This is a genomic window from Alteromonas sp. G5_S2_22_S1 (assembly GCF_054968525.1).
In genome coordinates this window covers 1-16,351 of the sequence record NZ_JBQKUJ010000006.1, presented here as the reverse complement: position 1 = coordinate 16,351, position 16,351 = coordinate 1, and the positions used below count along the sequence as shown (strand labels likewise).

Genomic DNA, 16,351 nt, shown 5'->3' with positions numbered 1-16,351 from the left:
TCTTTAAAGATATCTCTGTCGGTGAGTGGCGCAGCTTGGTAGCGCACTTGTTTTGGGTACAAGGGGTCGCAGGTTCAAATCCTGTCTCACCGACCATTATCTTACATCTACACACGCTATTCTCCTTAGTACTTATACGATTTCCCCCGTTTCTTTGCATATTTTTACGCTTAGCTTCGCTGTTTGTTTAAATTGCGTTCAATTGCGTGTTACAAACTTGTGTTTGCCTCTCGACTCTTGTGGTGTGCGGCTGTATACTACCGCGTCTTTTTTTAACCAGTATGTTTGATTCGGGTTAGCACATTGACACGATAATTGTGTCCTAATCATGAATTTTCAAACGTCGAATAACGACCTCTACCCCGGAGTGATGTGCAAATAATGCATGACGGGTGAGGGGATTGAGAACAAAACGCCTGTAGAGGCGTATAGTTGAGGTAACATAATGCAAGTTTCAGTCGAGACGACCCAGGGTTTAGAACGCCGTCTTACAATCACCGTTCCATCTGACACGGTTGATTCAGCAGTTAAGTCACGCCTACAGCAGTTGGCAAAAACGCAACGCATCAACGGCTTCCGTCCAGGTAAAGTACCTGTGAGCGTAATCAAGAAGCGTTTCGGCCAGGCAGTTCGCCAAGAAGTTGCTGGCGATGTTATGCAGCAAAACTTCTACCAAGCGGTCATTCAAGAAAAAATTCAGCCTGCAGGTATGCCTAAGTTTGAGCTGACTAAAGACGAAGACGGTCAGGACCTAGAATTTACAGCATCTTTTGAAGTTTACCCAGAAGTAGAAGTGAAAGGTGTTAGCGATATCGAAATCGAAAAGCCAGTAGTGGAAATTACTGACGAAGATCTTGATAACATGATGGAAACACTTCAGAAGCAGCACGCCACTTGGAAAGAAGTTAAGCGTAAAGCGAAGAAAGACGATAAAGTAATTATCGACTTTGTTGGTTCTATTGACGGTGAAGAGTTCGAAGGTGGTAAAGCTGAAGACTTCGCGCTAGAGCTTGGTAAAGATCGCATGATCCCTGGTTTCGAAAAGCCACTAGTTGGCGCGAAAGCAGGTGAAGAAGTAACTATCGAAGTTACTTTCCCAGAAGATTACCACGCTGAAAACCTAAAAGGTAAAGACGCGGTTTTCCAAGCTACCGTTAAGAAAGTTGAAGGTTTAGATCTTCCAAAAGTTGACGAAGAGTTTGCTAAACTATTCGGTGTTGAAGAAGGCGGTGTAGATGCGCTTAAAGCAGAAGTTCGCAAGAACATGCAGCGTGAACTAGACCAAACGCTTAAAGCACAAGTTAAAGAAGACGTTATCTCTAAATTGGTAGACGCTAACGAGATTGATATTCCTCAAGCGCTTATCGACCAAGAAGTTAACGCACTTCGCGAGCAAGCTAAGCAACGTTTCAGCCAGCAAGGCGGTGGTCAGAACCTTCCAGATCTACCGGCTGAGTTGTTCACTGACAACGCTAAGCGCCGCGTATCTATTGGTCTACTTCTAGGTGAAGTGATCAAAGAGAACGAACTTAAAGCAGACGAAGCTAAAGTTAACGAGATGATCGAAACTGCTGCTTCAGCGTATGAAGATCCTCAAGAAGTTGTTGATTACTACAACAATAACCAAGAGCTTATGCAGCAAATGCAAAACGTTGCACTAGAAGAGCAAGCTATTGAGTGGGTTCTTGAGCAAGCAAAAGTTACCGAAGTAACTAAAGCTTTTGACGAGGTTATGAACAAACAGGCGTAATTTTTTACTGTCTGATTGACAATACTTGTCAGCAACTGCTTAAATGCTCGGAGCCTTCCGAGCATTTTTGTTTTTAACGCTAGATAATCAAGGTAGCTATGACTAATACCCCGTTTGACCCAATGAATGCACTTGTTCCTATGGTTGTTGAGCAAACCTCTAAAGGTGAGCGCTCATACGACATTTATTCGCGACTATTAAAAGAAAACGTTATTTTCTTAGTAGGGCAAGTTGAAGATCACATGGCCAACCTCATCGTTGCTCAAATGTTGTTCTTAGAAGCTGAAAACCCAGAGAAAGACATTTTCCTATACATCAACTCACCAGGCGGTTCAGTAACTGCTGGTATGGCAATTTATGATACGATGAGATTTATCAAGCCAGATGTGAGCACGGTATGTATGGGCCAAGCTGCCAGCATGGGTGCATTTCTACTATCTGCAGGAGCAAAAGGTAAGCGTTATTGTCTACCTAACTCGCGCGTAATGATTCACCAACCACTTGGTGGATTCCAAGGTCAGGCGTCTGACTTTGAAATACATGCGAAAGAAATTCTGTCTATTAAAGAGAAATTGAATCGCCTATTGGCAGACCATACTGGTCAAGACTATGAAAAAGTCGCGCGCGATACAGACCGTGATAATTTCTTGAGCGCAACTGAGGCAAAAGAATATGGCCTTGTTGACCAAGTTTTAGCAAATCGATCTGACGTAGCTGCAACTAAGTAGTATAGTTATAGTAGACCTGAGCCAGTGCAACGCACGTTTTGGTTTCGGCTCGGGCAAGGCAGAGGCAAAAGTAATGAGTGATAAGCAAAGCGGTGACGGTGATAATAAGCTACTGTACTGTTCGTTTTGTGGCAAAAGCCAACACGAAGTAAGAAAGTTAATAGCAGGCCCGTCGGTATTTATTTGCGACGAGTGTGTTGAGTTATGTAACGATATCATTCGCGAAGAAATTAAGGAAATCGCGCCTAAGCAAAAGCAGGACGCTTTACCCAAACCAACCGAAATTCATGCACATCTTGACGATTACGTAATTGGGCAAGAACACGCGAAGAAGGTACTATCAGTAGCGGTTTACAACCACTACAAGCGTTTGCGCAATGGCGATGTTCACGAAGGCGTTGAATTAGGCAAAAGTAATATTTTGCTTATAGGCCCAACAGGCAGCGGTAAAACGCTGCTTGCTGAAACCTTAGCGCGTTTACTTGACGTTCCATTTACTATGGCTGACGCCACCACGCTTACCGAAGCGGGTTATGTAGGTGAAGATGTTGAGAACATTATTCAGAAGCTGCTTCAGAAGTGCGACTACGATGTAGAAAAAGCCCAAAGGGGTATTGTTTACATCGATGAAATCGACAAGATTTCTCGTAAGTCTGACAACCCTTCTATTACTCGAGATGTATCGGGTGAAGGTGTGCAGCAGGCGCTACTTAAGCTAATTGAAGGTACCGTGGCTTCAGTTCCTCCGCAAGGCGGCCGTAAGCATCCACAGCAGGAGTTTTTGCAGGTTGATACCTCTAAGATCCTGTTTATCTGTGGTGGTGCATTTGCAGGGCTTGATAAAGTTATCGAGCAACGCGCACAAAAAGACACAGGCATCGGTTTTGGCGCTACGGTCAAGTCGAAAGACAACAGCAAACAAATCAGCGAACTCTTTAAGCAGGTTGAGCCCGAAGATTTGGTTAAATATGGCTTGATACCAGAGTTCATTGGCCGTTTACCTGTTGTAACCAGCCTTGAAGAGTTAAATGAAGACGCACTAATTCAAATTCTACGTGAGCCTAAGAACGCAATTACCAAGCAATATGGTGCATTGTTCTCGATGGAAGATGTAGAGCTTGAGTTTAGAGATGACGCACTAAACGCGATTGCTAAGAAAGCAATGGAGCGTAAAACGGGTGCTCGTGGTCTTCGCTCAATCGTTGAGGCAGTGCTACTTGACACTATGTATGACCTTCCATCAATGGATGACGTGAGTAAAGTTGTTATTGATGAGACGGTTATTCGCGGTGAGTCAAAACCCATTTTGATTTACGATAGCAACGAAAAGAAAGCTGCCTCTGAATAATTGAGCGCGTTTTTTATATTGTTTTTAAAAGGTCCTTCGGGACCTTTTTTGATCGCGTGCTTCCTCGGCCTAATAGATAAAACTTACTTTTTGTTCATGTTTACCTAGCCTGATTTTATTGTTTATGCTCGCAAAAAGAATTGAAATTTCGATGCTCCCTGCCAGATTTGGTTGAAATTTGAACGGTCGTGGGCGCGTAGTCTATCCTTTCTACTAGATTTTCCAGTTAGGTATTGCTATACGCGAGAAAATCGATAATGGTTATACTAAGGTCAACAGGCCCTAGAGCAGGGAAGGTAAGGTTAAGGAATTAACGCACTTTAATAAGTTTCGATTGAACTTTGCTCTTGCATCCCCATATAAAAATGACATTTCAAACTAATTGAGAACAAGTATGACAGTTGAGCGTGAAAATCGCATTGAAATTCCTGTGCTTGCCTTGCGGGACGTAGTTGTTTACCCGCATATGGTCATACCCCTATTTGTTGGGCGTGAGAAATCAATCCGTTGCCTAGAAGCGGCGATGGATAATGACAAACAAATCTTCTTAGTAGCACAAAAAGATGCCGGCGTAGATGAGCCTGAAGCCGACGATATTTATACCGTAGGGACTATTGCTACTATTTTGCAGTTATTAAAGCTGCCTGACGGTACGGTTAAGGTACTGGTTGAAGGAAGCGTGCGTGGCGAAATAGAAAGCTATAAGCAGTCCGATCCTTTCTTTGTTGCTAATGTCGATAAGTTAGAAGACGAAGGCATTGATGAAAGCGAGCAAGAAGTGTTAATTCGCTCGGCGGTTTCGCAGTTTGAAGGCTACGTTAAGCTTAATAAGAAAATACCGCCAGAAGTACTGACTTCGCTTAATGGTATTGAAGATGCAGCGCGTTTAGCTGACACCATGGCAGCGCACATGCCGCTGAAACTTACCGAAAAACAAAAAGTGCTTGAGATGCAGGGCGTAAATGAGCGTTTAGAATACCTCATGGCACTGATGGAAGGTGAGATTGATTTGCTGCAGGTCGAAAAGAAAATTCGAACCCGCGTTAAGAAGCAAATGGAAAAAAGCCAGCGCGAATATTATTTGAATGAACAAATGAAGGCGATTCAAAAAGAACTCGGTGAGTTAGATGACGCGCCAGATGAGTTCGAAGCGCTGTCTAAAAAAATTACCGACGCGAAGATGCCAAAAGAAGCGGAAGACAAAGCGAAAGCAGAGCTTCAAAAGCTTAAGATGATGTCGCCCATGTCGGCGGAAGCTACCGTACTTCGTAGTTACATCGAATGGCTGACCAACGTGCCTTGGAACAAGCGTTCGCCGGTTAAGAAAGATCTTTCTCGTGCAGAAGGCGTGCTTAATGAAGATCACTACGGTCTTGAAAAGGTAAAAGAGCGTATTCTTGAATACCTCGCAGTTCAACAGCGTGTTAAAAAGCTTAAAGGCCCAATTCTGTGCCTTGTAGGTCCTCCAGGTGTAGGTAAAACCTCGTTAGGGCAATCTATTGCTAAAGCGACTGGACGCAAATATGTACGTATGGCGCTAGGTGGCGTGCGCGATGAAGCTGAGATTCGCGGTCATAGACGTACTTACATCGGCTCTTTGCCGGGTAAACTGGTGCAGAAAATGGCAAAGGTTGGCGTAAAAAATCCGCTGTTCTTGTTAGATGAAATCGACAAGATGTCTTCGGATATGCGCGGTGACCCAGCTTCGGCACTACTTGAAGTACTAGACCCTGAACAAAACAACAGTTTCAGCGATCACTACTTAGAAGTGGATTACGACTTGTCTGACGTTATGTTCGTCGCCACTTCAAATAGTATGAACATTCCTGGGCCGCTACTTGATCGTATGGAAGTGATTCGTCTCTCTGGTTACACCGAAGACGAGAAGCTAAACATTGCGAAGAACCACTTAATTGGTAAGCAAATGGAGCGTAACGGGCTTAAAGCAAAAGAGCTAGAAATTACTGACTCTGCTGTTATTGGTATGATTCGCTACTACACCCGAGAAGCAGGTGTGCGTAGTTTAGAACGCGAAGTGTCTAAAGTCTGTCGCAAGGCCGTGAAAGATATCTTGCTTAAGAAGAGCAAAGATAAAGTAGTTGTAACGCAAGACAATCTAAAAGATTACCTTGGTGTACAGCGTTTTGATTACGGAAAAGCGGACAAAGACAATCAAATCGGTCAGGTTACGGGTCTTGCATGGACTCAAGTGGGCGGTGACTTACTGACCATTGAAACAACATCGGTGCCTGGTAAGGGCAAAATGACCTCTACGGGGTCGTTAGGTGATGTGATGCAGGAGTCAATTAAGGCTGCTATGACAGTAGTACGAAGCCGTGCAGAAAAGCTTCGTATCAACGACGACTTCTACGAAAAGCGTGATATTCACGTTCACGTACCGGAGGGAGCAACGCCTAAAGATGGCCCGAGTGCGGGTATCGCCATGTGTACGGCTTTGGTTTCTTCGTTAACGGGTAATCCAGTGAAGTGCGATGTTGCCATGACCGGTGAGATTACGCTACGGGGTGAAGTGTTAGCCATAGGTGGCCTAAAAGAGAAATTACTTGCGGCTCATCGTGGTGGCATAAAAACCGTAGTAATTCCAAAAGACAATGAGCGAGATCTGGAAGAAATTCCAGATAATGTGAAGAAAGATTTATCAATTCACCCCGTTAAATGGATTGATGATGTTCTTGATATTGCACTTCAGGAACCCGTCGAAAGCTTCGAAGTGGTTAAAAAGTAACTCGTCATATTGGCTGCAAGCCTTTAATTTTAAAGGCGTGTAGCCATATTTTTTTTATAAATTTGCAGTAATTGACTAAAAAACGTGCATTGAGCGAAAGAAAAGCCCATTTTTTTAAAAATAGGGCTTTCATGTCGCAAAAGTTGTGTTACCTTTAAGTGGTATTCGCTTGAAGCCTTGCCACAAAAGGGATTGCAGCGATTCATTTAAAAAGTTAATTATTTGTGACTGAAGCTTGATGTTAACGATCAAGCTTGCTATAACGTTCAAGCAAAATCGTTTTGGACAAACAGTATAATAACAATCGAAGGGGATCATAATTGTGAACAAGTCTCAACTTATCGACCAAATCGCTGCTGGTGCAGACATTTCTAAAGCAGCCGCTGGCCGCGCTCTTGACGCATTCACTGACTCAGTAACTGCTGCGCTTAAAGACGGCGACCAAGTAGCACTAGTAGGCTTTGGTACTTTCTCAGTTCGCGAACGTTCAGCTCGCAGTGGCCGCAACCCACAAACTGGTGAGACTATTCAGATTTCAGCAGCGAAAGTTCCATCTTTCAAAGCTGGTAAAGCACTGAAAGACGCTTGTAACTAAGCAAAAAAATTATAGAAAAAGGCGATGGCTAGTCCATCGCCTTTTTTATTTGTGAAACAAAGAATTGAATATTGGGGGCAGAGTCTTGTCACTGAGCCCATTATTAAACAGCAAATTTATATCTCAATGGCTTGCCAAGTTTTGTACTTGTTCTCGCGCCGTTGCGGTTAAACGAAAGACAGCATAAATAGTGCGTTTTGGCGTTTATATTCAGCGGCATTGGGTTATAATCAGCGCTTATTTTACTGGGTACCCGACAAAATGAAGGGTTACTGGTAACTGTAGTAAGCAACGGAGTTGAAGAACAATCATGCTAGAAAGAATCAGAGAAGGTTCTCAAGGCCCATGGGCGATGGCGATTATTGCGCTTATCGTTTTGAGTTTCGTATTCGCAGGTGTGGGTAGTTACCTTACATCAAATGGTACTACCGCAGTAGCCACCGTAAACGGCGAAGAGATTTCGGCACAAGAACTAGAGCGTGCATATCAAAATCAACGTGCACAAATGGAATCACAATACGGCGAAAGCATTGCGCAGCTTTTCTCTAGTGAACAGTACCTCGCGGATTTTAGAAAAAATGTGTTGGACAGACTTATCGCTGAAAAGCTTATTCAGCAACAAGCCACTAACATGGGATTGCGCGTAAGCGATGAGCAAATTCGCGAAACCATCGTTCAAATGCCAGAGTTTCAGTTTGGTGGCCAATTCGACAATGAACGCTTTCAAGCTATTCTTCGTCAAAATGGGTTCCAAGTAGCAGATTTCCGTGATTACCTTCGCACTCAAATGACACAGAATCAGCTGGCGGCTGCGCTAACTAATTCATCATTTGCGCTTGACGGTGAAGTTGAACAAGCCAATGCGCTTCAGCGCCAAACACGCAACGCCAAGTATGTGCTTGTAAGCTCAGATGAGTTTGCAGATTCTATTGAAGTGACAGACGCGGACATTGAAGCGTTTTATAACAATAACATCGCGTCGTTTGATACAGAGGAGCAGGTTAAACTTGCTTACGTTAAACTTAGCGTAGAAGACCTTAAAGGCCGCGTTTCTGTAGATGAAGATGCAGTGCGTACGTATTACGATAACAACCTTGGGAGTTATGGTACCGAAGAGCAGCGCCGTGTTTCGCATATTCTTATAGAGGCAGGGGATGACGCAGATGCAGCAAAAGCAAAAGCCGAATCGCTAAAAGCCGAGATTGATAGCGGTGCTGACTTTGCGGCGTTAGCAGAAGCGAACTCAGACGATACATTTTCTGCTGAAAATGGCGGTGACCTAGATTTTATAACGCCTGAAATGATGGACCCCGCGTTCGATGAAGCCGCATTTAGTTTAGAAAATGTAGGTGATGTGTCTGACGTCGTTGAAACCGAGTTCGGTTACCACATTATTAAGCTTACTGAAGTAAAAGAAGCGCAGGTGAAAACCTTCGATGAAGTGGCGGGCGAAATTCGCGATACACTTCTTTATGATGCCGCTATGGAAAAGTACTTTGAACTTCAAAATACGTTGGCGGAAATAGCGTTTGAGGTTCCCGATACGCTTGACGACGCGGCTAATGCAGTTGATTTACCTATTCAAGAGTCAGTGCTTTTCAGTCGAAATACTGCGCCTGCTGAATTAAGTTCTCCCGGGTTATTAGACGTTGCTTTCTCTTCAGAGCTTGTTGAAGAAGGACTTAACAGCGACATTATTGAGTTAGATGATGAGACCGTAGTAGTAGCACGTGTTGTCGAGCACCAGCCTCAGCGTACCCAGTCTCTAGATGAAGTGCGTGAAGGTATTGAAGCATCAGTGAAAGCTGAGAAATCGAAAGAAGCTGCTGAATCTTGGGCGTTTGATGTCGCGCAGAAAGTTCGTGCAGGCGAAAGCGTTGAAGATGAACTGGCAGCGAAATCGGTTGAGTGGGAAACGGCTGCTAACGTGCAACGAGCGGGCGGTACGCTAGCGCGTGCACTAGTAGACACACTGTTCTCATTAGCCCTTGAAGGGGATGATCAGGTTGACGTAGCGACTACCGTAAATGGCGACGTTGCTGTTGTTATGCTAGAAGGCGTAAACCCTGCGCCAGCGCTTGAAAGCGAGTTAGGTAAAAGCCTGAAGCAACGCTTAGCACAGGTGCAAGGACAGCGAGTTTATCAACAGTACATCGACGCACTACGCGCGAACGCTGAAGTAACAATCTCTGAAGCACTGTAAAGTCTTATCCCACACTTAACTAACGAGTGTGGATAACACCAAGAAACGTTAAAGGCCAGTATCGTTTAAGATACTGGCCTTTTTTATGGGCTTGGTGAAGCGCCTACGTGGTTGATGCTTTCAAGGCCCCGCGCGGTCATCTTGATAAAGGAGGAGGTTTCGCTTTTTCGATTACATTATGGCTTGTTGCTAATGGGTTAAAAATAGCATTAGGGTATAAAACGCTGCAATAACCCCCGATAGTACAAAGATATAGAGAAAACCTTGCTTGCCCTGTTCAAGGGTATAGTTTTTGGTTTGCAGGTAGCCAAACCAAAGTAGAGACAGAATTAGAGGTATTAAGACAATTATTTTTAACACGGCCGCGCCTTTTTTTACAGTGAAGGTCTATTTCAACGCTTCTATTTATAACAAGCTGTTGCACGTTAAACAAATACTAAAGCTTGTAGGGCTTTATACTTCAATGTTCAGCGCGAGTTACGCCTAAGTGATTGTGGTTGTATAGAAATTCAATCGTACCTGTCATTGCATCTTCTCAAAACTGTTATAAACGTGTCACCTTAAATTCGTCTAATAAACCCAAGTTTCATTTAGGTGATTTACGAATGTCTATTCAGCCTTCAATAACCGCTGCTCCGGCCCGTAGCCTTCATTTTGCCGAAGTTTTGATGGCGAGAGAGTCCATAACGCCCGTTGACGCAGGGTGTCAAAGTTACCTCATGTATAAGCTTGAAAAGCTCGGGTTTGTCTGTGAGCGTCACACGATAAATGGTGTTAAAAACCTCATTGCCAAATGGGGGTGTGGCCCGTTACATTTCGCGTTTAGTGGTCATACTGATGTGGTACCGCCAGGCCTTCTTGAGAAATGGAAGTCGCCTCCCTTCAGCCCTGTTGTAAGCCAAAATAAATTATATGGCCGAGGGGCTGCGGATATGAAGACTGGAATTTCAGCCATGCTAGCAGCAACCGAACGGGCAATTGCTTCGCTAGATGAACGTGAGGTGACGTACTGGTGGCTTATCACCAGTGACGAAGAGGGAGAGGCTGAATGGGGCTCTAAATGGATAAACGAGTATTTGACCAAACGTAATGTTCAACTTGATATGTGCTTGGTCGGTGAGCCTTCGGCCACTACTCAAACCGGTGATACTATTAAAGTAGGGCGCAGAGGGTCGCTCTCAGGCACCATTACTGTTGCAGGTAAACAAGGTCACGTTGCATACCCCAAAACGGCTGTTAATGCTATCCACAAAGCCAGCAATATCGTTAATGCGCTCACCCACTATCCCTTCGAAGAGGGAAGTGATGACTTTCCAGGTACCACGCTTCAAATAACGCATATGGACACGGGAAGCTTTACCGATAATATCGTGCCTAGTGCGGTAAGAATAGAGTTTAACGTACGCTACTCATGGCAATACAACCAAGGTAGTTTGGCTGAATTACTTCGCCAAATCATCAGTTCGGTAGATATGTCTGCATTAGTGAGTTTTTCGAGGCCTTGCGAAGCCTATTTAAGTAAGCCACATAACAACGCCAAACGTTGTCTTATTACTAGCGTAGAAAAAGCTATTAAAGCGGCAACAGGGCGTTATCCCGTAATCAGTACTTCGGGTGGCACTTCTGACGGGCGATTCTACGCCAGCGAAAAAACACAAGTTGTAGAGGTGGGGGTGCCGAATGCCACAATTCACCAGGTAAACGAACATATTCACCTGTCAGACTTACTCACTCTTGAAGATATCTACACTGATATCCTGCTTAACTTAAGCAAATAAAAGCTAATAAAACTAAGCGCGGCTTGGCGTATTAGTTTTGAACTGCGGCATCAATAAAGCGTAAAAAGGAGCGGAATTAACCGCTCCTATCTTTTTATTCACTTTACTGTCACGCGCATGTCTATTGCATTAGGCTGACGCTTTTAATTGGATATCATTCAAATAGCGCTTGCGCTTTTTATCAGTTAAGGTCTGCATATCAACTACTACTAGGCCATCAATGCAATCGTTGAAATCCGGGTCAACGTTAAAGCCTAAAAACGCAACGCCGCCGTCCTTAGCTACTTCTGAGTACTGTTTATAAAGGGTAGGAACATTAACACCCATATTCGCCAATAGGTGTTTTAACTGTGTAAACTCAGCTTTATAGTCATGGCCGGTAAATTGGTGCAGCGCATCGTTAGCCATTTGATAAGGGCGTTTACAGGTCGCTTCACCAAACTTTGCAGGAAAATACGTGGAGTAAAATTGTACCAATAGGTCTTTAGCTGGTTCTGGATAGGCATTACTAAGTGACACTGCACCAAATAGATAACGATATTTGGGATAACGACTTAAAAATGCGCCTATGCCAAACCAGAGGTAATCTAAGCTGCGTTTTCCCCAGTATTGAGGCTGAACGAAACTCCGTCCTAGCTCTAACCCTTCTTTAAAAAGTTTATCGTTATTTTTGCTGTAATTAAATAGGGTGGCCGAGTACAAGCCGGTAGGGTGGTCTGGGGCGGTCAGTAGTTCTGCATCCCCGAAGCGATAGGCACCAACAATTTCTAAATCACTCTCATCCCAAAGTACTAAATGATAGTAGTGAGAGTCATAATGATCGATGTCTCTGCGCTTATTTGTGCCTTCGCCGACGGCTCTGAACGCGACTTCTCGTAAGCGACCAATTTCTCGCATAATTGGTGAGCAGCTTTTATGTTGATACAAGTAAATAGATTTACCGTCCCCCGTGGTACCTAGGTGCTCACATTCACGTATTGCACGTGAAAGTTCTTTTCTATCTTCAGGCATAGCGATTGATGCTTGTGTTTCGAAAACGCCTTTTTTGTTACTGCCAATACGGTACAAGTGACGTTTAAAAAGCTTCACTTGCTCTTTTAGCGGGATGTTTGTTTGTTGATAAGACTCGAAAGGAATGAGCTCTCCAATACGCATAGGCAGGTGCTTTTTGCGTTGCTTAAACATCTCTTTGACCAAGAGTGCGGTAGCAAGGGGTTTATATACCATAGACACCCCATAAAAAAGGGGGCTATTTTTTGCGTCAATATAAACCGGCAATATCGGCGCTTTAGCTTGCTTTGCAATACGCAAAAAGCCAGTGTGCCATCGCGTGTCGCGAACACCTTGCGGGCGTAATCGAGAGACTTCACCAGCAGGGAAAATCAATATAGCACCGTCGCTTTTGAGGTGTTTTTGGATAGCCGATAAATGCTGCTTAGGTGTACCACCCTGCATATTATTTACTGGTAACAACATATCGTGAAGAGGCTCAATAGCCATTAGCATTTCATTTGCCACAACTTTTAAATCGTGACGTACTTCACTTACAAGCTTTATCAACGCCAACGCATCGAGAGAGCCTATCGGGTGATTAGCAATAATAACCACGCGCCCTTCACTCGGAATCCGTTCTTTTTCCACGTCGCGAGTCGAATAGCTGATATTAAAGTACTCGAGAACCTGCTCCACAAAATCAATATCTTCATAATGAGGGTAGGTCTCACCGAACTCCGTAATTTCACGCTCATGGAGCAAGTGTCTCAATACGAAAGATAGCGATTTAAAAAGAATGGGGTTGTTCGCTACCTGAGGGTAGTGCTTGTTCAGTACTTCATTTACAGTAAACATAGAACCTTTTTCTCTTTCGGTTTTGGCGAACAATAGCAATACAATGTGACGCTTTTTGCACAGTTTAATGGCAGTTATTTGACAGTGTTAAAAAGATGTTATTAATGCTGGCTCGACAAGTTTATTTCGCGTAGAAAGGTTAAACAAAAGCATTTAACAGGGGGCCTGTAAGCCCCCCTGAAAAGTAGCAGTAACTACGCAGCTTTTGACCGAGAGGTTTTGGTTGTGATTGATGTTACCGTAGCTGATTCTAGTGAATCGAGATAATGAATAAGAGATAAATGACCATTCATGTCTTCAGCGAGAGCGCTACAGTTCTCTATCCAGTCACCATCATTAATGTAGTGTATGCCTTTTTCAAAACTACTTTCGGGGTGATGAATATGACCACACACTACGCCATCTAGCCCCATATCGTCGGCGCGCTTGCAGCATGCTTCGCGATATCGAGCAATGGCTTCATTTGCTCCCTTAATGTGCTTTTTAATGTAGCCCGCTAGTGACCAGTATTCCCGCTTGCGCCACGCGCGAAAACGGTTGAACTCGCGATTTAGGAAAAGCAAGAGGTCATAACCTTTATCGCCAATCCAAGCATGGAATCTGCCCATGGTCACATCGCCATCGAACTGATCGCCATGTAAAACCAGGTAACGTTTTCCCTGTGCCGTGGTGTGCACTAGCTCACGCTCTATTTCAATATCGCCAAAGGCCATACCAGAGTAAGATTGAATTGGCTCATCATGATTGCCGGGTAAATACACTACACGTGTACCTTCCTGGCTCATTTGCATGAATTTATGCATGACTTGATTGTGTGCTTTTGGCCAGCGAAATTGCTTCGTCATTTGCCACATATCAACAATGTCACCCACCAAATACAAGGTGTCTACTGTGATGCTGTCCAGAAAGGAAAGTAAGTATTCAGCTTTGCAGTCGCGATTTCCCAAATGGATATCTGAAAGCCAAAGCGTACGATAGTGTGTCTTTTTCATAGCGGTTTCCCAAAGCGATGCCTCGGACCATCACTATAGGTCTGCAAATTGACACTACCGTGACGCTTGCTTGACTATTGTGTTACAAACTTAATCTAAAGTATAAGAAGATGGCGGCAATTATCGTTATAAATTACATGCAAATTAAATTCGTATCGGATACTCTGGTGTTTCAAGGATGAAGTTTCGTAACGTACAAGGTAGTTCAGTCTCAGTATTCAGACCGTTATTAATATCCTCTCGTTCTCTCTTCGTCCTTAGTTTCTATTGCGATGTAACGTAAAAACTAAGAGGCCACTCATGAAAATAAATAAAAAGCTCGCCCCGATCCCACTTTTTGTATCTCTCGCTCTTACAGGATGTATTGAAGTTGATGACGATAGTAACGACGGAGTTGTTGATGCGCTTAATCAACAAAATGCTGTACTTACTGAACAAAATAACCTGCTTGCAGAGCAAATCGAAAATAATCAAACATCGGTTACGCTGGCAGGCGCTGTAGTTGATACACGAACTGATACTCCTTTAGTGGGATTAAATGTTACTGTTTATCAAGGAAATAAACTGGTTGCTGAAGGTGTAACCTCAGAGAACGGCGGTTTTAACTTAGAAGGCTTACCAGCAAGTGCAGACTTGACCGTTGTTGTTTCATCCACTGATAAAAGCTATTTAGAGCGCGCATTCTTCATAACTACTGGGCCTGTGGATGCAGGAGAAGGCTACGATGACATCGGTATCGTTGGGGTTTCAGCACCAGTCGAAGTAGAGTTTAGCGTTACAGACGCAGAAAGTGGGGAAGCAATAAGCGGGCTTAGCTTTATCGGTTTCTCTTTTTCAGGTTCGTCTACCAGCAATGTGTTTGACTTTGCCCATGAGAGCGAATTCAATGACGAAACACAAACTTATCAAATCACTTTACCGCGTGACTTGAACGTTACACTACGCGCGAATATCGACATAGATAACGACGGAGAAGCAGACTTCGATTTCACTAACACCGGCAACGTGAATATTTCTGGTGATACACTGTTTATTTACGATGCAAGTGAGTTTTCAGGAGAGGAAATCAGCCTTAGTCAATACGATGAAGCGGCAGCAGAAGAGAAAACTGTTGTAATAAGTCTGATTGACAGTATGGGCGAGCCTATCGCAGGCGCTGAGTTCATGATGGATTCGACAGGTGAGACGTACACATCTGAATATGATGAAGAAAGTGGTTCTTACGAGTTGGTCGTTCCATTTGATGGTGGTATTTCGTTCGAAATGTCCTCTTTCCAAGTAGGTGATATCACCTATTCGACGGGCAGTATTAATCTCAGTCGTTCAACACGTTATGCGACGGGAGAAACTTCAATTAACGTTAATACGAGTGGGTTTGAATCAAATAGCTATTACTCAGTCGCCGATTCTGAAATTATTAACTTAGTACTAGTCCCTACTGAAGTTGAGCCTCAAGCAACCGTTGAAGTTATTACTACGAATGTTAACCCGTCTAGTTTTGCTTATTCAGTGTATTACAGCGAAGCAGTCGACATAGATCTTGACGAGGTCAGCCTGACCTATGATCAAGTTTCAATTGTTCGTGGTAACGAGTCGGCTGATGATAGCGTTCCTAATGGTTACACTTATATTTTAAGTGAAGAGGCAAGCGTAGAGCTAAGTCAGAATGTGGCCTTAAGCGGCGTTAAGCACACATTTACTCCCGCAACCGAATTACAAACTAATACTAACTACCGTTTTGCAATAGGAGAGGTTTCTCCAACCTCTGGTGGCGTTTCAGCAAATGTTTATGGTGACGATTATTCGTTCACCACTCCCACAGATGAAACCGCAGAGTTCGATATAAACGCGCTAAAATTAGATAACAGCAATTTTTACTCTAATGGTTCAGTTATCGTGAGTGAAAATACAGCTGGAGTCTCAAACTCGGCAAATAATTATGGAAATTCAGTGAGTATCTTGCTGCCAACATCAGTCGAGTCGCTTAATTACCTTATTATTAATTTCGAAAGTTACACTGAATATGGAAATCAATACGCGTTTGTTAACAGCTATGAGCTAGTTCGAGACGAAAACATTTTTATGCAGCGTCAGTTTGCAATAAACGTGGCCCAAAATGAGAGTATTTCTAACCAGTCTGGTATGTCTTATCTAAGAGGTACTACAGTAGCCGACGGTGAGTACATCTACAGAGATAGTATCGGCCTATATCTAGAGGATAATACTGCTGAAAATCCAGTGAGTGCGACCTTTAGTTATGAATATCAAACAAAAGCTGGGGAAAATGCATCGGGTAAGTTAACACTTCCAATTCTTTAACTCTAGAAAAGTGATGTGAATATAAGCCGATACCTTAGTGTATC

11 protein-coding genes and 1 tRNA gene are annotated in these 16,351 nt (G+C 43.6%); 9 read left to right on the top strand and 3 right to left on the bottom strand.

Annotated features, from left to right (window positions below; translation table 11 throughout):
- Positions 1–19: 19 nt before the first annotated feature.
- From ACTRWF_RS08305 to ACTRWF_RS08275, 7 genes are all read left to right on the top strand, one after another.
- A tRNA-Pro gene (locus ACTRWF_RS08305) sits at positions 20–96 on the top strand.
- A gap of 349 nt (positions 97–445) precedes the next feature.
- Entirely contained in the window at positions 446–1,750 is a 1,305-nt protein-coding gene (gene tig, locus ACTRWF_RS08300) for a trigger factor (RefSeq protein ID WP_012518983.1), read from the top strand.
- 98 nt (positions 1,751–1,848) lie between these two features.
- Positions 1,849–2,478 carry an ATP-dependent Clp endopeptidase proteolytic subunit ClpP gene (gene clpP / locus ACTRWF_RS08295; protein WP_012518982.1) on the top strand — a complete coding sequence of 210 codons (630 nt, stop codon included), beginning with the start codon at positions 1,849–1,851 and terminating at the stop codon, positions 2,476–2,478.
- A gap of 73 nt (positions 2,479–2,551) precedes the next feature.
- Positions 2,552–3,826 carry an ATP-dependent protease ATP-binding subunit ClpX gene (clpX, locus tag ACTRWF_RS08290; protein WP_012518981.1) on the top strand — a complete coding sequence of 425 codons (1,275 nt, stop codon included), beginning with the start codon at positions 2,552–2,554 and terminating at the stop codon, positions 3,824–3,826.
- 394 nt (positions 3,827–4,220) lie between these two features.
- Positions 4,221–6,572 carry an endopeptidase La gene (lon, locus tag ACTRWF_RS08285; RefSeq protein WP_020743944.1) on the top strand — a complete coding sequence of 784 codons (2,352 nt, stop codon included), beginning with the start codon at positions 4,221–4,223 and terminating at the stop codon, positions 6,570–6,572.
- 322 nt (positions 6,573–6,894) lie between these two features.
- Positions 6,895–7,167, top strand: a complete 273-nt coding sequence (gene hupB / locus ACTRWF_RS08280; protein WP_012518978.1) for a nucleoid-associated protein HU-beta — start codon at positions 6,895–6,897, stop codon at positions 7,165–7,167.
- A gap of 310 nt (positions 7,168–7,477) precedes the next feature.
- Positions 7,478–9,370 (top strand): SurA N-terminal domain-containing protein, encoded by a 1,893-nt coding sequence (locus ACTRWF_RS08275; RefSeq protein WP_020743943.1) that lies wholly within the window; start codon positions 7,478–7,480, stop codon positions 9,368–9,370.
- A 189-nt stretch (positions 9,371–9,559) separates the two neighbouring features.
- Here the strand turns inward: ACTRWF_RS08275 and ACTRWF_RS08270 are convergent, their stop codons facing one another.
- Positions 9,560–9,730 (bottom strand): hypothetical protein, encoded by a 171-nt coding sequence (locus ACTRWF_RS08270; protein WP_012518976.1) that lies wholly within the window; start codon positions 9,728–9,730, stop codon positions 9,560–9,562.
- 245 nt (positions 9,731–9,975) lie between these two features.
- Here ACTRWF_RS08270 and dapE point away from each other — a divergent pair, with 245 nt between their 5' ends.
- Positions 9,976–11,148: a succinyl-diaminopimelate desuccinylase gene (dapE, locus tag ACTRWF_RS08265; RefSeq protein ID WP_012518975.1), complete on the top strand. Its 1,173-nt coding sequence runs from the start codon at positions 9,976–9,978 to the stop codon at positions 11,146–11,148.
- A gap of 129 nt (positions 11,149–11,277) precedes the next feature.
- On the opposite strand, the gene olsF is transcribed toward dapE, so the two are convergent.
- Together olsF and ACTRWF_RS08255 are read right to left on the bottom strand one after the other, a co-directional pair.
- The gene (gene olsF / locus ACTRWF_RS08260; RefSeq protein WP_041703389.1) at positions 11,278–12,996 is read right to left on the bottom strand and encodes a bifunctional ornithine lipid synthase OlsF; all 1,719 of its coding nucleotides are present in this window, start codon (positions 12,994–12,996) and stop codon (positions 11,278–11,280) included.
- 194 nt (positions 12,997–13,190) lie between these two features.
- Positions 13,191–13,988: a metallophosphoesterase gene (locus ACTRWF_RS08255; protein ID WP_462835368.1), complete on the bottom strand. Its 798-nt coding sequence runs from the start codon at positions 13,986–13,988 to the stop codon at positions 13,191–13,193.
- Positions 13,989–14,288: 300 nt separating this feature from the next.
- On the opposite strand from ACTRWF_RS08255, the gene ACTRWF_RS08250 reads away from it, so the two are divergent.
- Positions 14,289–16,307: a hypothetical protein gene (locus ACTRWF_RS08250; RefSeq protein ID WP_462835367.1), complete on the top strand. Its 2,019-nt coding sequence runs from the start codon at positions 14,289–14,291 to the stop codon at positions 16,305–16,307.
- The last annotated feature ends 44 nt before the right edge of the window (positions 16,308–16,351 follow it).